At 58.9% G+C, this 19,217-nt stretch carries 22 protein-coding genes and 1 riboswitch; of the genes, 8 read left to right on the forward strand and 14 right to left on the reverse strand.

Going from position 1 to position 19,217, the window contains the following annotated elements:
* Position 1 precedes the first annotated feature (1 nt).
* From EL26_RS17440 to cobT, 5 genes are all read right to left on the reverse strand, one after another.
* Positions 2–664: a precorrin-8X methylmutase gene (locus EL26_RS17440; RefSeq protein ID WP_038091830.1), complete on the reverse strand. Its 663-nt coding sequence runs from the start codon at positions 662–664 to the stop codon at positions 2–4.
* Positions 612–1,439, reverse strand: a complete 828-nt coding sequence (gene cobK / locus EL26_RS17445; protein ID WP_052036527.1) for a precorrin-6A reductase — start codon at positions 1,437–1,439, stop codon at positions 612–614. The genes EL26_RS17440 and cobK overlap by 53 nt, the downstream gene beginning before the upstream one ends.
* Positions 1,436–2,401, reverse strand: a complete 966-nt coding sequence (locus EL26_RS17450; protein WP_038091833.1) for a sirohydrochlorin chelatase — start codon at positions 2,399–2,401, stop codon at positions 1,436–1,438. The genes cobK and EL26_RS17450 overlap by 4 nt, the downstream gene beginning before the upstream one ends.
* Positions 2,402–2,417: 16 nt before the next feature.
* Entirely contained in the window at positions 2,418–4,214 is a 1,797-nt protein-coding gene (gene cobJ, locus EL26_RS17455; protein WP_038091834.1) for a precorrin-3B C(17)-methyltransferase, read from the reverse strand.
* A 163-nt stretch (positions 4,215–4,377) separates the two neighbouring features.
* Positions 4,378–4,562, reverse strand: a riboswitch (cobalamin riboswitch).
* Between the two features lie 59 nt (positions 4,563–4,621).
* A complete protein-coding gene (gene cobT / locus EL26_RS17460; RefSeq protein ID WP_038091836.1) occupies positions 4,622–5,641 on the reverse strand; it encodes a nicotinate-nucleotide--dimethylbenzimidazole phosphoribosyltransferase in 1,020 nt (339 codons plus the stop codon).
* Between the two features lie 148 nt (positions 5,642–5,789).
* Here cobT and EL26_RS17465 point away from each other — a divergent pair, with 148 nt between their 5' ends.
* Positions 5,790–6,713 (forward strand): DUF4097 family beta strand repeat-containing protein, encoded by a 924-nt coding sequence (locus EL26_RS17465; RefSeq protein ID WP_038091838.1) that lies wholly within the window; start codon positions 5,790–5,792, stop codon positions 6,711–6,713.
* Between the two features lie 22 nt (positions 6,714–6,735).
* Complete coding sequence (gene bluB, locus EL26_RS17470; RefSeq protein WP_038091841.1) at positions 6,736–7,374, forward strand: 5,6-dimethylbenzimidazole synthase; 639 nt, start codon at positions 6,736–6,738, stop codon at positions 7,372–7,374.
* A 167-nt stretch (positions 7,375–7,541) separates the two neighbouring features.
* Here bluB and EL26_RS17475 read toward each other — a convergent pair whose 3' ends face one another.
* From EL26_RS17475 to EL26_RS17485, 3 genes are all read right to left on the reverse strand, one after another.
* Positions 7,542–9,053 (reverse strand): DUF4077 domain-containing protein, encoded by a 1,512-nt coding sequence (locus EL26_RS17475; protein WP_038091842.1) that lies wholly within the window; start codon positions 9,051–9,053, stop codon positions 7,542–7,544.
* A gap of 119 nt (positions 9,054–9,172) precedes the next feature.
* Positions 9,173–9,655, reverse strand: a complete 483-nt coding sequence (locus EL26_RS17480; protein WP_038091844.1) for a DUF1722 domain-containing protein — start codon at positions 9,653–9,655, stop codon at positions 9,173–9,175.
* A 39-nt stretch (positions 9,656–9,694) separates the two neighbouring features.
* On the reverse strand, positions 9,695–10,618 hold the full coding sequence (locus tag EL26_RS17485; protein ID WP_052036528.1) for a MerR family transcriptional regulator: 924 nt from the start codon (positions 10,616–10,618) through the stop codon (positions 9,695–9,697).
* A gap of 170 nt (positions 10,619–10,788) precedes the next feature.
* Here EL26_RS17485 and EL26_RS17490 point away from each other — a divergent pair, with 170 nt between their 5' ends.
* Positions 10,789–11,406 carry a GNAT family N-acetyltransferase gene (locus EL26_RS17490; RefSeq protein ID WP_038091846.1) on the forward strand — a complete coding sequence of 206 codons (618 nt, stop codon included), beginning with the start codon at positions 10,789–10,791 and terminating at the stop codon, positions 11,404–11,406.
* A gap of 86 nt (positions 11,407–11,492) precedes the next feature.
* On the opposite strand, the gene EL26_RS17495 is transcribed toward EL26_RS17490, so the two are convergent.
* A complete protein-coding gene (locus EL26_RS17495) occupies positions 11,493–12,011 on the reverse strand; it encodes a DoxX family protein (RefSeq protein ID WP_038091848.1) in 519 nt (172 codons plus the stop codon).
* Positions 12,012–12,083: 72 nt separating this feature from the next.
* Here EL26_RS17495 and EL26_RS17500 point away from each other — a divergent pair, with 72 nt between their 5' ends.
* Positions 12,084–12,389 (forward strand): YciI family protein, encoded by a 306-nt coding sequence (locus EL26_RS17500; RefSeq protein ID WP_038091849.1) that lies wholly within the window; start codon positions 12,084–12,086, stop codon positions 12,387–12,389.
* Positions 12,390–12,452: 63 nt separating this feature from the next.
* On the opposite strand, the gene lepB is transcribed toward EL26_RS17500, so the two are convergent.
* Both lepB and EL26_RS17510 read right to left on the reverse strand, forming a co-directional pair.
* Positions 12,453–12,992 carry a signal peptidase I gene (lepB, locus tag EL26_RS17505; RefSeq protein ID WP_038091851.1) on the reverse strand — a complete coding sequence of 180 codons (540 nt, stop codon included), beginning with the start codon at positions 12,990–12,992 and terminating at the stop codon, positions 12,453–12,455.
* 118 nt (positions 12,993–13,110) lie between these two features.
* Positions 13,111–13,578: a GNAT family N-acetyltransferase gene (locus EL26_RS17510; protein ID WP_238546144.1), complete on the reverse strand. Its 468-nt coding sequence runs from the start codon at positions 13,576–13,578 to the stop codon at positions 13,111–13,113.
* Positions 13,579–13,668: 90 nt separating this feature from the next.
* On the opposite strand from EL26_RS17510, the gene EL26_RS17515 reads away from it, so the two are divergent.
* Positions 13,669–14,055: a VOC family protein gene (locus tag EL26_RS17515; RefSeq protein ID WP_038091860.1), complete on the forward strand. Its 387-nt coding sequence runs from the start codon at positions 13,669–13,671 to the stop codon at positions 14,053–14,055.
* A gap of 69 nt (positions 14,056–14,124) precedes the next feature.
* Entirely contained in the window at positions 14,125–14,379 is a 255-nt protein-coding gene (locus tag EL26_RS17520) for a hypothetical protein (protein ID WP_038091871.1), read from the forward strand.
* Positions 14,380–14,410: 31 nt separating this feature from the next.
* On the opposite strand, the gene EL26_RS17525 is transcribed toward EL26_RS17520, so the two are convergent.
* Complete coding sequence (locus EL26_RS17525; RefSeq protein ID WP_038091873.1) at positions 14,411–15,559, reverse strand: P-loop NTPase family protein; 1,149 nt, start codon at positions 15,557–15,559, stop codon at positions 14,411–14,413.
* Between the two features lie 163 nt (positions 15,560–15,722).
* On the opposite strand from EL26_RS17525, the gene EL26_RS17530 reads away from it, so the two are divergent.
* Entirely contained in the window at positions 15,723–16,541 is an 819-nt protein-coding gene (locus tag EL26_RS17530) for a YhfC family intramembrane metalloprotease (protein WP_038091876.1), read from the forward strand.
* A 27-nt stretch (positions 16,542–16,568) separates the two neighbouring features.
* Here EL26_RS17530 and EL26_RS17535 read toward each other — a convergent pair whose 3' ends face one another.
* A complete protein-coding gene (locus EL26_RS17535; RefSeq protein WP_152559308.1) occupies positions 16,569–17,066 on the reverse strand; it encodes a VanZ family protein in 498 nt (165 codons plus the stop codon).
* Between the two features lie 71 nt (positions 17,067–17,137).
* Here EL26_RS17535 and EL26_RS17540 point away from each other — a divergent pair, with 71 nt between their 5' ends.
* The gene (locus EL26_RS17540; RefSeq protein ID WP_052036530.1) at positions 17,138–18,013 is read left to right on the forward strand and encodes a GNAT family N-acetyltransferase; all 876 of its coding nucleotides are present in this window, start codon (positions 17,138–17,140) and stop codon (positions 18,011–18,013) included.
* Positions 18,014–18,034: 21 nt separating this feature from the next.
* On the opposite strand, the gene EL26_RS17545 is transcribed toward EL26_RS17540, so the two are convergent.
* On the reverse strand, positions 18,035–19,207 hold the full coding sequence (locus EL26_RS17545; protein WP_038092122.1) for an MFS transporter: 1,173 nt from the start codon (positions 19,205–19,207) through the stop codon (positions 18,035–18,037).
* Positions 19,208–19,217: the final 10 nt, after the last annotated feature.

Here is a 19,217-nt window from a genome sequence, read left to right on the forward strand (position 1 = left end):
GTCATGCTTGCTGCTGTTCGGCGAGAAGGGAGAGCGCGTTGAGCGCGGCGACGGAGACGGGCGAGCCGCCTTTGCGCCCGATGTTGGTGATGAACGGCACGTCGCCGTCGATCAGCTTCGCGAGTTCTTCCTTGGATTCGGCGGCGGAGACGAAGCCGACCGGCATGCCGACGATCAGCGACGGACGAGCTTCGCCGGTTTGGATCAGGCGCAGCAGTTCCAGCAGAGCGGTCGGCGCGTTGCCGATGACGAAGATGCCGTCCGGACATTCCGCCGCCGCTTTGCGGGTGGCGACGATGGCGCGGGTGAGGTTGAGTTTTTTCGCTTCGGCGATCACGTCGGCGTCGGAGATGTAGACCTCGACGCGCCCGCCGAATTTCTCGATGCGCGGCTTGGAGATGCCCGATTGGATCATCTGCACGTCCGCAAAAACGGGCTTGCCTGCGCGGATCGCCGCGATGCCCGCTTCGATGGCGTCGCGGTGGAAGACGAGGCTGCGTCCGAGATCGAAGTCGGCGGAAGCGTGGATGACGCGCTGGACGACTTTGTACTGTTCCGGTGTGAACGGGTGCTCGCCGATCTCCGACGTGATGATGTCAAAGCTCAAGCTTTCAATCTCTTGCGGTTGCACGGTCAGCGGTTTGAAGCTCGTGTTGGTGTCCATGTCTCAGCTCTCCTTGCAGATGGTGTAGTTTTTCAAGCAGGGGTTGGTATTCGGTGAACACATCGCCGTACGCAAGTCCCGGGCGTCCGATCAAGATGACGTGGAGGCCGTGTTCGAGGGCGGCTTGCACTTTGTCGTCGACGGCTCCGACTTTGCCGCTCTCCTTGGTCACCATCACGTCGATGGCGAAATTGCGGTAGAGCGCGAGGTTGAGTTCGGCGCTGAACGGGCCTTGCATGGCGATGATGTGTTTTTGTTCGATGCCGAGCGCCGCGCACTTTTCCATGTTGTCGACGCGCGGCAGCATGCGGGCGTAGAGGGTGACGCCGGGAACACCAAGCAAACGGGTGCTGAAGATTTGCAAGGTTTTGCTGCCCGTGGTGAGCAAGATGTTGCCGCCGAGTTCGGCGGCTTTTTCCGCGGCTTGGGCGTAGTCGTCGACGTAGTGCAGGCGCGGATGGTCGGCGAACGTGAGCGCTTCGCGCTCGAAGCGCAGGTACGGGATGCCGCACGTTTCGGTGGCGGCCATCGCGTTGCGGTGCGCTTCTTCGGCGAACGGGTGCGCGGCGTCGACGACGGCACGGATGTTGTGTTCGCGGATGTAGGTTGCCATTTCGTCGGCGGTCAGGCGGCCGACGCGAACCGGGACTCCCGCTTCTTGCAGAGAGTGCGCCGCGTTGTCGGTGACGACGGATGCTGTCAGTTCGTACCCCGCGTCGCGGATGAGAATCGCAAGTTCGCGGGCGTCGGAGGTTCCGGCGAGGTGCAGGATCATTTCACGGCCTCCTTGGTGAGACGGACGTGCTCGTGATCGTGATGCTCGTGATCATGATCGTGGTGCTCGTGATCATGGTGGTGATCGTGATCATGATGGTGCTCGTGATCATGGTGGTGATCGTGATCATGATGGTGATGATCCGCCATCGCGCCCAGTCTGTACTGGCAGTGATCGCAATTCATCTTCACGTCTCCCGCCGCCGCTTCTTCCGCGCGCTCTTCTACGAGCTCGATCAGCGCATCGTGGAACCCGAAGTATTCCGCCAACCGCATCTCCATCTCGGGAAACGCAACTCGAAACTTCTCCATGTAGTCCTCGATCCGCTGAATCAGCACGCCCGTGAACAGGAAGTACGGCAACACGTACACCCGCTTCGCTCCCAACGCCCGGCACCGTCTCAACCCGTCCTCCAAGTTCGGGTCGGTCACGCCGATGTAACAGGTCTCCACGTACTTCACCGGCGTGCGCTCCCACAACAGCCGCGAGACTTTAAAAAGATCACTGTTCGCATCCGGGTCCGAACTCCCCCGCCCCACGATCAAAATCGCTTCGTCCCGACGCGCTTCTCCTTCCCGCGCCTCGATCTCCAACCCCGCTTCTTCCAAGCGGGACATCAGAATCTCCAACGCCTTGGGATGCACGCCGATCGGTTTGCCGTACGAGAACTCCACGCCTGGGTATTGCTCGCGGGCGTTGTCGATGGCGTGCGGGATGTGAATCTTGGAGTGACCCGCGCCAAACAGGATGATCGGCACCAGCGTCACCCGCGTCGCCCCGCGCTCGACGCACGCGGAAATCCCCTGCGCAATCGTCGGAGTGGTTAATTCCAAGAAGCAAGTCTCAATCACCGGATAGCGCTCGCCAAGCCTCGCCTCCACCCGTTTGGCAAACGCCAGCAGTTGGTCGTTGCCCTCCTGCACGCGGCTGCCGTGTCCGACCAATAGAATCGCATGACTCATGATCTCTTCCCCCTTCTCAATCTCCGCAGATGGATTCGATGACGAGCGGCGCTTGGTAGTCTTCGTGGTGGAAGCCCGCCACGTCGCCGACTCGTTTGAAGAATTTATGGAATCGTTCGTCCGGGTGACCTTTGCCTTTGTAAGCGGCGAGAATTTCTTCGACCGCCGCGAGAAGTTGCTCGGGTTCCAGCCCTTCCGCCACGCGCTGGGCGGGATGGGCGTTGCGCCCGATCGCTTTGCCTCCGAGGAAGAGGTCGAATTTGCCGCGGCGGTAGACCATCGCGATGTCTTCGTTGACGGAGCCGTAGCACGCCATGCCGCAGCCGGCGAACCCGATTTTCAACTCCTTGGGGACGGAGAGCCCGCCAAAGCGGCGGAGGAGTTCTTCGGCCTGAGGGAGTGATTCGGTTTTTTCCAAGTTGCAGAAGTCGCAGGCTTTGATCTGAACGACGTCGCCGAGCGGTTGAACGATCATTCCGGCGGCGGTCAGCGCCTCCGAGATCAGTTCCGGCTCGCGGGTCGGCACGCGGAGGATCACGTAGTGGTGCGGCGTGTACTCAAACTCGCCGTCCTCCCCGACCACGTCCAGCAGAACGGCCATCTGCGCGGGCGTGAGTTTTTTGTTGCCCACGCCGGGCGAGACGGCGATCTCCAAGATCAACGGCTGGGAAAAAAGGTCTCCTTGCACCTGTGCCTCGCGCGCGACGACGGAGGTCTCCAAGACCCCGCGGTTGACCAGCAGAGAGACGGCCTCCATCGCCAAGTCGGCGGAACTGCGCGCGGGGGCGGCGGCTGCGTTCACCACTTCGGTCGCGTCTTCAACGACAGCAACACCGCCGAAAGAGTTTGCTCTTGCTTCAAGGGCGACGCCAACCGAAGGATTCGCGCCTTCCGCAAGCGCGACGCCAAGGGACCGGCTCGCGTCTTCCTCCACGCTTCCAGCCCGTTTCGTTTTTTCCCCGCGCCCTGCCGACACGCCGCCGTGCAACGCCCACGGCTCGTGCTCTTCGCGCAGCCGCTCGTTCATCTTGATCGGCTGCTCCGCCCGATCCAGCGTGTATTTGCGCTGGTATCCTCTGGGCGTAATCATCTTGCCGTCGTACACTTTGGTGCTTCTGTTCCCGATGATCACCGTCGTCAGCATCCCGATCTCGTGCTCCAGCATCTCGCCGAGCGTCGTCAGCACCACTTGCTGACTCGCCCGGTACGCGCTTTTCACCAACCCGACCGGAGTATCTGCCGAACGGTACTTCAGCAAAATCCGCTGCGTCTCCACGATCTGCCGCGTCCGGCGGCCCGACCTCGGGTTGTACAACGCCACGATGAAATCGCCCATCCCGGCCGCTTCCACCCGTTTTGCGATCACTTCCCACGGCGTCAAGTGGTCGCTCAGCGAAATCGTGCACGCGTCGTGCATCACCGGCGCGCCGAGCAGCGACGCACAGGAGTTGATCGCCGAGATGCCGGGGATCACTTCCACTTCCACGCCCGTCGCTTCCGTCCACCCTTGCTCGATCAGCACCTCGTACACCAAGCCCGCCATGCCGTAAACCCCGGCGTCACCGGAAGAGATGACCGCCACTTTCTTGCCCGACTCCGCTTGGCGAACCGCTTCGATCGCCCGGCTGACCTCCTCCGTCATGCCCGTGCGCACAATCTCTTGATCGGTCAGCAACCCGCGAATCAAATCGACATACGTGTTGTACCCGATGATCACGTCCGACTCTTGAATCGCCGTCCGCGCCCGCTCGGTGATCTGCTCAAAACTTCCCGGCCCGAAGCCGATGATCAGCAATTTGCCTCTCGTCGCCATCTCCCGCACTCCTCTCCGTCCCCTCGCAGGGCAATAAAAAAAGACGCCTCCCCCGACAGGAAGGCGCCTTCGTCCTTATTCAAAACGTCCGTGCACATGAAAAAAACGCACGAACAGCAAAAAGTCACGTCGACCGCCATACCTCCTATCTCCCGTAAGAAGTGATGGACTGCACACACAGGCAGGTCTCCTGACTTATGGATCAACGCTTCCTCCGCCTTCCCATACCCCAACGGGTTACAGTGGCAACTTGGAGGTCGCTCCCCACATACAGTGGCGGGACCGTGCCGGACTTACACCGGCTTCCCTATTCAGCTCTCGCGAGCACCTGGTGATCTCTATGGAATTTACCTACTGTTCAAAACTATGAATTCTTCTACGACTATATACCAAAACCTTCTGCCTGTCTACAAACCGAGGTCGGCGAACGTCGCCATCTCGCGCACCAAACGGGTCGCCGCTTCCAGCAGCGGCATCGCGAGAACGGCCCCCGTTCCTTCGCCCAACCGCATCTCCAACTGCAACAGCGGCGACAACTCCATCGCCGCAAGCATCACGCGATGCGCCGGTTCTTGCGACAAGTGCGACGCAAACAGATACGCGCCGACTGCCGGCTCCATCCGATACGCCGTCAACGCCGCCGCCGCCGCGATCACGCCGTCGACGAGCACCGCCGTTCCCGCTTCCGCCGCGCCGAGCACGACGCCCGCAAGACCCGCGATCTCCAAACCGCCGACTTTCGCCAGCACGTCCAGCGCGTCTTGGGGATTCGGTTGGTTGACGTCGAGAGCCCGCTGAATCACTTGCCCCTTCAGCGACAGGGTGTTCTCGTCGATGCCCGTCCCGCGCCCGACCAACTCTGCAAGCGGATGTCCGGTGAGCACGGCGGCGATGGCGCTGCTCGGCGTCGTGTTGCCGATTCCCATCTCGCCCAGCGCGATCACCTGCACGCCGTCAGCACTCAGATTTCGCGCCGTCTCGCGCCCCACTTCCAAAGCGGCGAGCGCTTCGTCGCGGGTCATCGCCGGGCCGACGGCGAGATTGTCGGTGCCGGACTTGATTTTTTTCCGAAGCACGCCGGGAATTTCGACTTCGCAGCGGCTGCCGACATCGACGACGTGCACGTCCGCGCCCATCTGTCGGGCGAGCACGTTCACGCCCGCTTTGCCGCCCGCGAAATTCTGCATCATCAGCCCGGTCACTTCGGAGGGAAACGCGCTGACCCCTTCCGCCGTCACGCCGTGATCGCCGCACATGACGACGACCGCGCGCCGTTCCACAGACGGAAACACCGTCCCTTGGATGCCGGCGAGCCGGATGCCGATCTCCTCCAATTTGCCCAGGCTGCCCGGCGGTTTCGTCAACTGATCCCAACGATTTCGCGCCTCTTCCATCACCGCAAGATGGAGCTGTTTGACCATTCTCATCTCTTCCTCTCTCGCTTGGCAGGTCGCCAAGCTGACTTGCGGGCTATTCTAATTCACGAAAAAAATTTTGTCAAAACACTTGCAGGGTTTGCAAATTTCTGGTCGTCTATAAGTACAACGACTCACAGTGAGAGAGGTACGATCCCTTATGAAAAACTGGCAACGCAATTTGGCGCTGTTCGGCGTCTTGGTCGTCGGGCTCGGCGCGGCGGGGTTTTTCGGCTTGCGGGCGTGGTCGAGTTCCACGTATGACGAGACCCAAACGGTCGAAGCCGCTGCGGTCAAGACGATCTCCGTCGACGTTTCCTCGGCGGACGTGCACATCATCCCCGGCTTGGATTCCCAAGCGACCGCACACTTTTACGGCAAGGGCCGCGCCGACGCGTACGGTTTGGAAGTCAAAACCAACGGCGACAACTTGATCATCCAGATCACGCATCCGTCGGGGTTCATCGGCTTCGGTCCGCAATCCCTCGGGCTTGAGATCACTTTGCCGCAGAAGCAGTATGACCGCCTCGAAATCCACTCCGGTTCGGGCAACACCAAACTGCAAGACCTGAAAGTCAAAACGCTGCTCTCCAAGACCGGCTCCGGCAACCAAGACATCGTCCATACGACTGCCGACAGCATCCAGCTTGACACGGGGTCGGGCGACCTGACTGTGGACCAAACGTCGGCGGTGCTCGACCTGCACACCGCGTCCGGCGATATTCTCGGGCGTCGCATCAACTCCCCGAAAGTCACCACCAACTGCGCGTCGGGCAACGTGACGCTCGACGGGCTGACGGGGGAAGTCAACGCGCAAGCCGCATCGGGCAACATCGAGCTCTCCTACGACAAATTGAACGGCAACGTAAACGCGCACACCGCGTCCGGCAACATCACCCTCATCCTGCCGTCCGACTCGTCGTTCCACTTGAACCACCATTCGTCGTCGGGCGATTTCCGGAGCGACTTTGCGCTCACCAACCTGAGCTCCTCCGAGCATCGGCATGAGGGCACTGTCGGTTCGGGCGGCCCGACACTGACGATCGAAAACAACAGCGGCAATTTGAATGTGCGCAAAAAATAACCCGACGCGAGGCACGATTCCCATGAACTTTACCCCCGACCAACGCAGCGCCGTCTACGAAGCGATTCACAACCGCCGCGACATTCGCAAATTTCTCTCGACGCCGCTGGAGGACGAGAAAGTGGAGCGGATTCTGTTCGCCGGACACCATGCGCCGTCTGTCGGTTTCATGCAGCCTTGGGATTTCATTCTGATCCAAGCGCAAGAGACCAAGGACGCCCTCGCCCTCGCCGCCGACAAAGAGCGCCGGGCGCTCGCGATCCACTTCGCCGCCGAAGGGCGCGAAGATCACTTCCTGCAGTTGAAAGTTGAAGGGCTGCGCGAAGCCCCGCTGACCGTCTGCATCACGTGCGACCCGACGCGCGGCGGCGATCATGTGCTCGGCCGCAACTCGATCCCGGAGACCGACATCCTCTCGGTCGCCTGCGCGATCCAAAACATGTGGCTGGCCGCGTATGCGGAGGGAATCGCGATGGGCTGGGTCTCTTTTTATAAAAAAAGCGACGTCCGCCGCATCCTCGCGATTCCGCCGCACATCGAGCCGGTCGCCCTGCTGTCGTTCGGCTACACCGACCACTATCCGGAGCGGCCGATCTTGGAGGAGTCCGGTTGGGCGAAGCGGGAGAACTTCCAATCGCTGCTCCATCGCGATCGTTGGTAGGTTGCAACTCCCCCTGCATCCCCGTTTCGATACGCCAAAAAGACCGTCTTCGCCCCCGCGAAGCACGGTCTTTTTGCCTTGCCTCCGACCGCCCTCGTCCCCGCGAAGACAGTCTTTTTCTTTCATCCGGTCGCCTTCGTCCCCGCGAAGACGCTTTTTTCATTCCCCTAGTGTTCGAGAAGTTCAGCCAGTCGCTCCACCTGCTTGGACACATTGGCAAGCGCCTGCATCGACTCTTGCAGGCGCGTGCCCTCGTCCTCAACAGACGCCAACACCTGCTCCGTCGCCGCCGACGTCTCTTCGGTGACGCTCGAAGCGACGGTGACTTCCTCGACGACTTGCAGCGCTTGGTGTGCAAACTGGGTCTGGCGTTGCAACAACCGCTTCATCAGCTCGTCGATCGACGTGATAAACTCGCCCAGGTTGGCGACGTTCGTCAACACGGTGCCGAGCATCTTCCCGTTCTCCGTCTGGACGCTCTCCCCGCGCAACACTTGCTCTTCCACGGTGATCGCTTGCTCGTAGATGCGGGCGAGGATGTCTTGGATGCGCTTCGCCGACGTCTGAGACTGATCCGCCAGTTTGCGAACTTCGTCCGCGACGATCGCAAACCCGCGCCCGTGCTCGCCCGCCCGTGCCGCTTCGATGTTGGCGTTGAGCGCCAACAGCGACGTCTGGTTGGAAATCCCGGTGATCGCTTCGACGATCTCGTTGATGTGGTTCGCCTGTTCGCGCAGCTCGCGAATCACCGACACCGACTGCGCAATCACGCCGTCCAACGTCTGCATGTGCTTCTGGAACTGCTGAATCGTCGCGACCGAACTTTGCGACAGCTCGTGGCTCTCGTTAACGTTGGTCGCCGCGTCCCGCACCTGATGCACCAGTTCCTTCATCGCGTTCTCCATCGTTTGCAATTCCATCATCGAGTGCGTCATGCTCTCCGCTTGCGACTGCGTCCCGACGGCAACCTCTTGAAACGCATGACGGATTTCCGCCGACGATTGGCGGGAGATGCCCATGTTCTGTTCCAGCAGCCCGAAGTTCGCCTTCAGCTCCGCAACCGTCTCCACGATCATCTCTTGCGTCCGTTTGAGCTCCAGCGCCTGTGCTTTGGTCGCTTCGCCCTCGTGATACAGGCGACCCATCAACGTGCGGCCAATCGACGCAACCCCCCAGAGCGCCAAATTGGTGATGAACAGAAACAGCAATTCCGTTCCCATTTCCCCCGTCGAACTCTTCACGAACATGAAGTCATGCCAGACGGTGTACCCCAGCACCGTCAGCCCCGAGGAGATGCCCCACGTATACCAGATCAACTTGCCGTTGAGATACAACACCGACACACCCAACACAAAGTAGAGCATCTGGTAGATCGGCGCATGTTCGTTGAACAGATAGAACAAAAGTCCGGTCATGCCCACCAGCAAGGTCATGATCACAAACTTAAACGCCTCTCGGAACTTTTTAATGTTCGAGAGCACGGAGCCCGTTATGGTCAACAGAAACCCCCCGATCAAGTAGATCGGATACGGCATGTCAAACATCGAGTTCGGTGCCGACACCGCGATTTCCACGATGCCCAACGCATAACTGAACCAGATGATAAACATCAACAAACTGTTGCGTCTCTCGATCCGCTCCAACCCTGAAAAACAGCGCTCTTTCACCCATTTCCACATCTTGTTGCCCCCCTTTATCTGTATTAAAAAAATCCAGACAAGCGAGAAATTCGCCAATTCTCGACACGATTCCTGCAAGCAAAAAGGCCCTTTCAAAAAAAGGGCCTCTTTCCGGATCGTTACACAAGCACGGGGTTAAGTAAGTTCGGCTTTCCGTATTTAAAATGCAGAGAATCCAAGAGGACATACAAGTCCGGCACGACCGTGTAATCCCCTCCGTTGAGCGCGTCGATCGCGCGCAACACCTGCGCCCGGTCGTCCTCGCCGTGAACGTGTTTGCGCAAGAACCCCCAGATGTGGGTCAGCAAGTTCAGCAGGTTCGGCTCTTGCACCGGACAAGTCAGCGCGTGGGTGAAGCATTGAAACACGCCGGCTTTCACTTCTTCAAACGTCAACTGCCCTTTGCGGTGGGAGTTGAACAGCTCGCGGATGCGAAAGTACGAGGCGGGGTCGCCTTCGAGGACGACAAACTTGCAGGTGTACCAGAGGCGTTCCAATTCCGTCAGCGCGATCGTCTCCGCTTCCCGAGCGCGCAGTTCCCCGAGCACTCGCGCCCGTCGCGCCTGAAGCGTCCGCCAGAACTCTTCATCTGTGATGCGCATGTGCATCTCTCCTCTCTCGATGGCGGCAGTCCGATGGTGCTACCCGATTTCGTTGCGCTTTTGCAGAGCGGCAAACCACCGGTTCCATTCCTCCAAACTTCCTCCGAGCAGAAACGAACGCAGGTCTTCCGAAACGTCGCGGAACCCCTGGCCGCCGAGCACGAACTGAAGCGTTGGAAACTTGGCTTGCAAGCGGCGAACCAACGCCTCCACGTCGGGCAACAACCCCTCGTCGGTCATCGACAGCGACACCCATTCCACCCGATGCTGCTCGATCAACGTCTCCAAGCCGTCGGCAGGCGTGTTGGTTCCCAAGCAGATCACATCGACCCCGTGTCGGCGCAGGAACAGCGTGAACAACAACAGCCCGATCTGGTGCTGCTCGCCCTCCGGGCAGAACGCCAGCACTTTCGGCAAGGCGCGATTCACTCCGAACACGTTGAAAAACTGATAAAACTTCTGCGTGACCATCGAGCTGGCAAAATGCTCTTGCGCCACCGACACGGTGCCTTGCTCCCACTCGTCTCCAATCCGGTGCAGCAGCGGGGCGAGCACTTCATGGAACACATCTTCAAAATGAAACAGAGAAAACGCAAGCGCCAGCAATTGGTTGGCGCGCTCCGCATCAAACGAGATCATCGCGTCATGCAACCGCTCGCGAATCGACTCAAAACTCTCGCCTGCGCGCAGTTCGCTGCGGTCGGCAGCGGGCTTTGGCACCACCTGGCGCTGTTCCCGCAGCTTCTCCAGCATCTTGACCGCTTGCGAGATGTTCACGCCCTTCTCTTCCGTCTGCACTTTCAACCAGCGCAGATCCTCAATGTCTTGCTCCGTATACAGCCGATGCCCCGATTCAGAGCGGGTAGGGAGCACGACGCTGTACCGCCGCTCCCACGCGCGAATCGTCACCGCCGGCATGTCCAGCATCTTGGCGACAGATTTGATATTGTACACGAATCCCACGTTCTTTCTCTTGTATGATTGTACAATCATTTTACAACCACGATACAAAAAAATCTATTCCCCCTCCCGATATTCTTGGCGGAGACAGCGTGACGAGGAAGGAGGCGCCGCGTGCAGGGCGGCGTTTTTTTCTTTATAATAAGATCAGAATTCAAAAAGGAGACATGCCCATGCCAGAACGTCTGAAACCGCTCTACATGATGTTTCCTGAATCCCTGATTCCCTATCCGCCCGACGCGTCGGTGCCGCAGGGCTACCAATTGCGGCTCTACCGCGACGAGGACGCCCCGGCGGTGCTGAAGCTGCTCGCAGGCGAAGGTTGGGGGATGGAGGACGGAAAGTATCTGGATTTTCTGAACCATTGCTTGCCCGAAGGACTGTTTCTCATCGTGGAACGGGAGAGCGGCGAGATCGTCGCGACCGGTTCGGCGCTGCACAATCCGCAGGGCGGCCACTACCGCTTCCCGTTTGGCGGCTCGATCGGCTATGTCGTCGTGCATCCCGAACACCGCGGCAAAGGGTTGGGCGAGCTGGTCACCGCCGTTGCGCTGCGGCGTTTGATTCGCGGCGGCTACCGCAACATCTGGATCGGCACGACCGACGACCGCCTGCCCGCGCTGAAAACGTACTTGAAACTGCGCTTCGTGCCGTTTCTCTACGAACCGGGCATGGAAGATCGCTGGCACCTCGTCCATGTGCAACTGAACCTGCCGTCGTTGACCCGCGAATGGATCGTTCCGCACGACAACAAAAAGACCCCCCGCGATCAGGAGGCCTCCCATGTCTAATTGGAATGGAGCAAACTCGACACTCGTCACCGCCGACTTCGTGCCGCTCGCGGCACTACCGGAAGCCCGGCGTCCGTTCTCACCGTTTACGCCGTTTCAGTAAGTCCGCGCATGCGGTTGGAGCGGATTTTCTGCATCTGCGCGCGCAGGAACGGAATCAGGTAGTAGTCGCCGCCAAACTTCCCGGCGTTGAAGCCCGCCACCACCAAGAAGATGCTTAAGAAGATCAGGTTCGGGTTGGTGGAGACCGCGCCCGCCAGCAGGTAGTTGAAGTTCATGAACATCGCCATCAAAGCCGCGAACGTCGTGAACACGCCCAAGATCAGGCCGATCCCCACCAGCAGCTCGCCCCATTGCACGAGGAAGTTGAACAACCCGACGTGCGGCAGGGCGAATCCGTTGACGAAATCGCCGTACCAACTTTGCACGGTCGGTTTCGCCGATTGCGAAGCGGCCACTGCTCCTTTGAGCAGTCCGCTGGCGTCAAACGCTTTGCCGCCCGTGAGTTTCCCCCATCCGGCGTCGAGGAACTTCCACCCGACATAGATGCGGACCAAGACCAACAGTGCTGCTGCCACCTTGCTGTTACGAAGCCATTCGTTCATGTAAGTTTCGCCTCCAATAATAAATATTATCTCTTTGTAGTTACATATTAACTCGTAAGGGGTGCCTTGTAAATGTCAGGAGTCACCGAATTTGTATATGTAATCCGCCCGGTGCGCCCGGGCTTTTTGGAAGAAGTTTTGCCCGAAGAGATGGAGGCCATGGGCAGTCACTTCCAGTACCTCCAAGACCTCTTGGAAAAAGGCCAACTGCTCCTCGCCGGCCCCTGCCTTGACCGCACGTTCGGCCTCTGCGTGTTCAAAGCGGGCTCGGAGGAAGAAGCCCGCGAGATCATGGAGAACGATCCCGCGATCAAACTCGGCGTGATGAACGGAGAACTGCACCCGTACCGCGCGTCGCTGTTCGCCGGACAGAAGTAAGAAGAACGAAAACCCCCATCCGCCCGGAGGCGAATGGGGGTTCTTTGTTACTTGCGATACCGATTACTTGTTATACAGGGCGGACATATGGCTGAACGGATAGTAGCGCACGAACGCCTTGCCGATAACGTTCTTGATCGGGAGTGTGCCCCAGTAGCGGCTGTCATACGAGTTGTTGCGGTTGTCGCCCATGACGAAGATCTCGCCCGCCGGAACGGTGAACGGCTTGTAATCCATCGTCGGCTTCTCCGCTTCGTACGGCTCGTCGAGCGCTTTGTCGTTGACGTAGACGATCCCGTCTTCCACTTTGACCGTCTCGCCCGGCAACGCGATGACACGCTTGATCAGGTGGTCCTCATCAGCCGGGACTTTGGCAGCCGGAGGCGGCGTGAAGACCACGATGTCGCCGCGATGAATGTCTCCAAATTCATAGGAGAGCTTCTCCACATACAAGCGGTCGCCCACTTTCAGCGTCGGCTCCATCGACTGGCTCGGAATATAGAACGCTTCCGCTACGAAGTGGCGGAACAGAAAGACCAAGACCACGGCGATGATGATGGTGCGGCCCCACTCGATGAGATTTTTTTTGGTTTCCGGCTTCAAGGCTCTCCCTCTCTCTCCTGAGCATACAACTATGTATTGTAATCGTAGGTCATCCTGTCAGGATCGTCAATCATGCGTTGCCAACACTCACAGAATGTTCATAACTCAAAAGAACCTTTCAAGTCAGGTCCAATTCCATCATCTCCGCGTTGCGCACAAACCCGTTGCGCCCGTAAAACTTCACCGATCCGCTGCTCGGCCAGACGATCAGCATCTCCAAGTCCTGCTCCCGCGCCCACTTCTCCATCCATTGGTGCACCTGTGCTCCGATCCCTTGCCCGCGATACGCAGGGCGGGTGTAGACGTTGGTCACGTACGCGAAGTGACGGTGCGGACGCCCCGGGCGGGGCACCTTCTCGATGATCTGGAGATACATGTGCGAGACGACGCGACCGTCATGGACTGCCACGAACACCTTCCACGCCTCCCCCTTCAGCATGTCGGAAAAAAACGCCTCATATGCAATCGAAAATTCCTCCCGCGAAACCGAGGCGGTATCCGGGTAGTCTTCCACGGTAAACTCATAGCGCATGTCGAGCAGGTCTTGCAGATCGTCGCTCGCAGCCAATCGTACTTCGATGTTCACTTTGTAAAACCCCCATGACAACTTACAGATTCTTCTAGTACAATTCGAGAGTAGCGTGTCGATTCCTTTTTCCGAACGGGGGCATTTGTTATGAAGATTGACCGGTTGGATCATCTCGTGTTGACGGTGCAGGACATTCCGGCGACGGTGGAGTTTTACACGCGGGTGCTGGGCATGGAAGTGGAGACGTTCCTCGGCGACCGCAAAGCGCTGAAGTTCGGCAACCAGAAATTCAACTTGCACCAAAAAGGCAAGGAATTCGAACCCAAAGCGCTCCACCCGACACCCGGAGCGATCGACCTCTGCCTGATCACGTCGCTGCCGCTCGACGAGGTGATCGCGCACTTGAAAGCGTGCAACGTGCCGATCGTCGAAGGCCCGGTTCGCCGCACCGGAGCAGCCGGCCCGATTCTCTCGGTGTACCTGCGCGATCCGGACGAGAACTTGATCGAGATCTCGAATTACGTGGTTGAGTAGCGGTCTGGCAAGCGGCACATACTACACTCGGCTTCGCGCACATCCACTTTCCACAGAGGGGGTCATACGATGAGCTACCAAGACGACCTGAATTTGGACGCCGCAAACGCTGCTGCGCAGCAGGGTGCGAGTTGTTCCCGTGCCGCGCTGGACACGTTGATGCACCGCATGGAAGGTCTGGAAGGTGAATGGGTAGGTCACGAGCGCAACGGCCATGCCCGCGCGCACCTCGGAAAGAGTTTTGGTCGACCGGAGGGCGAGATTCAAGAAGACATCGACGAAGTGCAGGCGCAACTTCAAGCGTGCAACAACCTGCTCTCCTAACCGCGAAGTCGTTTGCAAAATAAAGACCCTGTCACCGATGTGGCGGGGTCTTTTTTCGCGGGTGGGTTACTTGTTTTTGGTAAACCAAGCCGGATTCCGTCCAAGTATCGATGAGCTCAACGCCGCCGAGCGTCAGCGCATCTTCCCCGACGTGCAGGACCACCGGGGAGTCTTGGAACGTAAACGTGGACTCATCCTTCGGGATCAAGCGGACGCGGCGGTTGATGCCGCCCTCGAAATAGAGCGTCCCGTTGTCGGGGATCAGGCGTATCGTTTTTTGCACGGTGTCGTTGGTGTACGTCCCAGCAACGCGTTGCAACGCGTCCTCTGAAAGCACCGGGTCGGGGATGTGCTCCAGTTCCAGAAACTCCAGCACCTGCCGATCATACCGCGCAAACTCGCCCGCACTGTTCTCGATGCCGAGCTTGCGAAACGGCGTCTCCTCGAACATCTCCTGCATCCTCTCCCGCAGTTCGAGATGGAACTGGCGCATCCGCTCACGCCCCGGCACGTCGCTGTTTTTGTAATAGGGCCGCTCCCGATCCCGCTCCACGATATGATCCACCCACGCGTCGCCCCGGATGCGCAGGAGCTTTTCGATCAACTGTTCCGAGTCCGCCTGATAGAGATGGATCAACACCGGGTTCAGCGGCTCCAAAATCGCCAGCAACTGGTGGACGTACGCTTTGATCTCGTCACGCGGCGTTTGCTCCCAGAGCATGCCGTAGATCGGATACTGAAACAAGCTCGCGTCGAGGATGATCACTTCGTCCTTGTCCCGATACTCCTCCACCATCGCCTGCCAGAGTTCCAGCGCAAACGCACGGTCTCGTTCATTCGGCCACGTCCACACATCATACGGTTCCAGCGCATCCCTTGCATCTTGCCCGCCGCTCCGGCGCAAGACATCCAAATCCACGACGTGATACGTCCCGCGCCGCGTCGACGCCGCCTCGACCCGCCCGCGAACGTGCTCCGACAGCCCTCGGCAAACTCCTTGAAACTCCTCCGGCGACAACGCCGCTTTGCGAAACAAATTCACCGGATGCCAGCGCGCCACTTCATGAAACCATGTCACGTTCGCGCCGTTTCGCTCCGCTTGCAGCGCCACCAACCCCGAAGTCGTCGATTTCCCCGAGCCGGGAATGCCTTCGAGACAAATGCACTTCGTCTTGATCATACAAATCCAATCCTCTCTCCAACCTGTTTCTCCTAGTATACTAGAAAAATCCATTTTAGGTTGACAAAAGGAGATTGCCCGCTGTATCCTACATTTAGACAGATACCTAATTATCTAAACGTCTAAATCATCACCTACATCATCTCACAGAGGGGGCTCTCCCATGATTCCCAGTTCCAGTTTTGTCGGACTCATCCTCGGCGCGTTGCTTGGCATCGCGTTTCCCGTCGTCTTGCTGATCTACTTCCGCCGCACGCAGAAGATCTCGTGGAAAGCGATCGGCATCGGCGCGTTGGTGTGGTTTTTGTTCTCGCAAGTGTTGGAGAAAGCGATGCACGTCTATTTCCTGCAATTCAACCAAACCACCGTCGAACTGTTCAAAACACCGCTCTACTACGCGCTCTACGGCGGTCTCGCCGCCGGTGTGTTTGAAGAAGTCGGCCGTTGGGTCGGCTTCCGCTTCTGGCTGAAAGGCAAACGTTCGTACCACGACGGCCTCGCCTACGGGATCGGCCACGGCGGGTTTGAAGCGGTGTTCCTCATGATCATGATGGGCGCCAGCAACTTGCTGTACATGACGCTGATCAACACCGGCACGTTCGATTCCACGCTGGGAGGCAAAGTTCCCGCCGACCAACTCGCCGCGCTCCAAGACACCTTGCTCAACACCGGGTTTGGCATGCAACTCTTGGGCGGCTTTGAACGCATCCCGGCTGTGCTCTTCCACATCGCCATGTCGCTGCTCGTCCTCTACGGCGTGCACAACGGCCGCCACGTGTTCTTGCTCTTGGCGATCTTCCTGCACGCGGCGCTCGACTTCGGAGTCGCGTTGATGAGCACGCTGAAGGTAAACGTCTACCTGATCGAAGGTTTCAATCTCCTCGCAGGTTTGATCGCGCTGTACTTCATCGCCAAAGTCGCCAAGCGCCTGTTTGCAGGAAACCCGTCGCTTCCGTCGAACGGAACTTCCGTCGGCAACTAAGCCGCACCACGCACAAAGCCGAGGCCGCTACGCCTCGGCTTTTTTCTGAATGGAGTTCCACAGCAGGTACAGCCAGTAGCCGAGGATGGCACCCGTCGTATTGAGCATCACATCGTCGATGTCCGCTTCCCGATCTGCCGTCAAGTACTGGAGAAACTCGATCGAAAGCGACAGCAGCATCCCGATGCCCGCCGTCTTCCAAAATCCGCGCACCCGCGCCCACAGAATCGGCAGAAAAAACCCCAACGGCGCGAACATCACCACATTGCCGCCCAAATTCAGCACGGCGACGAGGGGACGGTACAACAGCCACTTCATCTCCACAAACGGGATCATGTTCACATGCCTCGCCGCACTCACCCGAATCGTCAGCGGGAAGAACGTCACGTACGTCACCGCCAACCCGTATAGAAAAAACAAATTCATCCACAATTCGCGCCCTGCCTCGCGAAACTTGTTGCGTCTCCAATAGAGCCAGAGCGCCAAAACAGGCAGCAAAAACGTCGGAAAGTCGATGCGAATCACGAGCTTCGGCACTCCCTTCTCTCGGTCTGTCCACCCTCACTCTACCCAATTTATGAAACGGAGTTGTCGTCATGCCTTCTTTGATCTTGAGAAAAAAGTATGCTCACGAAACCGCCTTGCGCGAACGGCTCTACCCGCTGTTTCAAACGGTTTTTGGCATCGACGCGGCTTTGCTGCGCGAGTATCATTCACGCGGGTTTTGGAATCCGACCTACTCTCCTTACACTCTGTTTGACGGCAATCTGGCCGTTGCCAATGCGTCGAAGTTCGCGCTTCCGTTGCTTCTCGACGGCCAAGCGGTGCAAGCGGCGGGCATTCAGTCGGTGATGACACACCCGGAGTATCGCGGGCACGGGCTGATGAAGCGCGTGTTCACCGAGTTGCTCTCCGACCTCGACCGCGAGACGGACTTGGCGTTTCTGCAAACAGACGCGCCGGAGTTGTATCGGCCGTACGGATTTCAGCTTTTAAAGCAACATCTGTTTACGGCGGAGATTTCGAAGCCGGCGAAGGCGGGCGGGTTGCGGAAAGTGGATTTTTTACAAGAGACGGGGCTCGTGCGGGAGATGTTCCAGGAGAATCAACCGGTGTCAAAGCGATTTGCGCCGCTTGCGTACGGGAGTTCGTTTGCGTTGAATCTGTATGATCCGTCCTGGCAAGAGCGGCTGTTCTACGCGGAGAGTTTGCGCGCGCTGCTCGTCTACGAAGTCCGCGACGGCGTGCTCCGGCTGTTCGACGTGGCAGGATGGAAGCTGCCGACGTGGGACGAACTGCTTGCCGTGATCCCGGACGCGTTCACGCGGGTGGAGTTTCACTTTGCGCCCGACGCGTTCCTCGACGGCGCGGTTCCGGTGCAGGTCGTGCCCGCCGCGTATCAAAACCTGATGGTGCGCGGCAACTTTCCGCTGGCGTCCCCGTTCAAACTCCAGCCGACTGCCGCTTTTTAGGTCGCACGCAAGAAAAAACCGCTACCGAATCGGCAGCGGTTTTTTCTTATTGCCTGCAAGGCTTGCGATGTAGACGATCAGGAACACGACCATGATCACCGAAGCCAAGCGGTACATCATCGCGTAGCCGGTGTTCATCGCCACCGTCCCGAGCAACAGAGCGCCGAGCGCGACACCGAGGTCGATGGAGTTGAAGTACATGCCGTTCGCCATCCCGCGCTGTTCCGGCGTGACGACTTTGATCATCCACGCTTGGAACGACGGCTGCAACGCGCCAAGGCCCGCGCCGAAGATCAGCGCCGCTGCGGAGAGGAGCAGCAGACCTTTGGAGAACGACAGAATCAACAGCCCCAAGATCACGAGCAAGGCACCGGGGAACATCAGCGCGCCGTGGCCTTTTTTGTCAAAAATCTTGCCGGAGAGCGGGCGAACCAGCACGACGGACACCGCGTTGACGAGGAAGAACACGCCGACGTTGGCGATGCCGACTTCCTTGCCGAACAGCGCCATGAAGCTGAGCAGACCGCCGTAGACGATCGAGAGCAAGAAGTTCAACAGACACGGAACCAACAGCTTGCGGTCGAACAGTTTGCGCGCATGCCCGGTGGCGGGTGCCGCTTGCGGCGGGGTACGGAGCAAGGGAGCCACGAGCAAAAGCATCGGCAGAATGATCGCCACCATAAAAGTCGCGCCGGAAACGAGTCCGCCGAAGCCGCTTGCGAGCAACGCCAAGCCGATGGTCGGGCCGAGCGACATCGCAAGCGACGTGGAAAGTCCGTAATAGCCCATGCCTTCGCCCATGCGCTTAAACGGAATGACGTTCGACGTCATCGTCGGGAACGTCGTGCTCGCCATGCCGAAGCCGATGCCGTAGAGCACGCGCATCAGCAAAAACATCGCGATGGTGCCGCACCAGTAGTAGCCCATGGTCGCGAGCAGCGCGATGCAGATGCCGAGAAACAGCACGAGATTGCGCTTGCCGCGTTGCAGCGCTTGGCCCGCGATCAGGCGGGAGACGATGGCGGATAAAGCAAACAGCGTGGTCACGAGCGACGCCGTCACGTCGCTGGCGTGAAAGTGGTCTTTCACATACGAAGGCAGCGCCGGCAACACCATCTGCAAATTCATGAACAGGAACAAGTTGCACAGCGTCAGGACGATGAAGTTTTTCGTCCATAGTTTTTCTTGGGGCATCTCTTTCGTT

This window comes from Tumebacillus flagellatus (genome assembly GCF_000714935.1).
Lineage (GTDB): Bacteria > Bacillota > Bacilli > Tumebacillales > Tumebacillaceae > Tumebacillus > Tumebacillus flagellatus.

Excerpts from the sequence above, each read along its gene's own strand:
- EL26_RS17440 (WP_038091830.1), bottom strand. The coding sequence starts at position 664 with ATGGACACCAACACGAGCTTCAAACCGCTGACCGTGCAACCGCAAGAG.
- EL26_RS17525 (WP_038091873.1), bottom strand. The coding sequence starts at position 15,559 with ATGATCAAGACGAAGTGCATTTGTCTCGAAGGCATTCCCGGCTCGGGG.
- EL26_RS17545 (WP_038092122.1), bottom strand. The coding sequence starts at position 19,207 with ATGCCCCAAGAAAAACTATGGACGAAAAACTTCATCGTCCTGACGCTG.
- EL26_RS17520 (WP_038091871.1), top strand. The coding sequence starts at position 14,125 with ATGAGCTACCAAGACGACCTGAATTTGGACGCCGCAAACGCTGCTGCG.
- EL26_RS17450 (WP_038091833.1), bottom strand. The coding sequence starts at position 2,401 with ATGAGTCATGCGATTCTATTGGTCGGACACGGCAGCCGCGTGCAGGAG.
- EL26_RS17475 (WP_038091842.1), bottom strand. The coding sequence starts at position 9,053 with ATGTGGAAATGGGTGAAAGAGCGCTGTTTTTCAGGGTTGGAGCGGATC.
- EL26_RS17540 (WP_052036530.1), top strand. The coding sequence starts at position 17,138 with ATGCCTTCTTTGATCTTGAGAAAAAAGTATGCTCACGAAACCGCCTTG.
- EL26_RS17490 (WP_038091846.1), top strand. The coding sequence starts at position 10,789 with ATGCCAGAACGTCTGAAACCGCTCTACATGATGTTTCCTGAATCCCTG.
- EL26_RS17515 (WP_038091860.1), top strand. The coding sequence starts at position 13,669 with ATGAAGATTGACCGGTTGGATCATCTCGTGTTGACGGTGCAGGACATT.
- EL26_RS17500 (WP_038091849.1), top strand. The coding sequence starts at position 12,084 with ATGTCAGGAGTCACCGAATTTGTATATGTAATCCGCCCGGTGCGCCCG.
- cobJ (WP_038091834.1), bottom strand. The coding sequence starts at position 4,214 with ATGGCGACGAGAGGCAAATTGCTGATCATCGGCTTCGGGCCGGGAAGT.
- cobK (WP_052036527.1), bottom strand. The coding sequence starts at position 1,439 with ATGATCCTGCACCTCGCCGGAACCTCCGACGCCCGCGAACTTGCGATT.
- cobT (WP_038091836.1), bottom strand. The coding sequence starts at position 5,641 with ATGAGAATGGTCAAACAGCTCCATCTTGCGGTGATGGAAGAGGCGCGA.
- EL26_RS17465 (WP_038091838.1), top strand. The coding sequence starts at position 5,790 with ATGAAAAACTGGCAACGCAATTTGGCGCTGTTCGGCGTCTTGGTCGTC.
- bluB (WP_038091841.1), top strand. The coding sequence starts at position 6,736 with ATGAACTTTACCCCCGACCAACGCAGCGCCGTCTACGAAGCGATTCAC.
- EL26_RS17480 (WP_038091844.1), bottom strand. The coding sequence starts at position 9,655 with ATGCGCATCACAGATGAAGAGTTCTGGCGGACGCTTCAGGCGCGACGG.
- EL26_RS17495 (WP_038091848.1), bottom strand. The coding sequence starts at position 12,011 with ATGAACGAATGGCTTCGTAACAGCAAGGTGGCAGCAGCACTGTTGGTC.
- EL26_RS17530 (WP_038091876.1), top strand. The coding sequence starts at position 15,723 with ATGATTCCCAGTTCCAGTTTTGTCGGACTCATCCTCGGCGCGTTGCTT.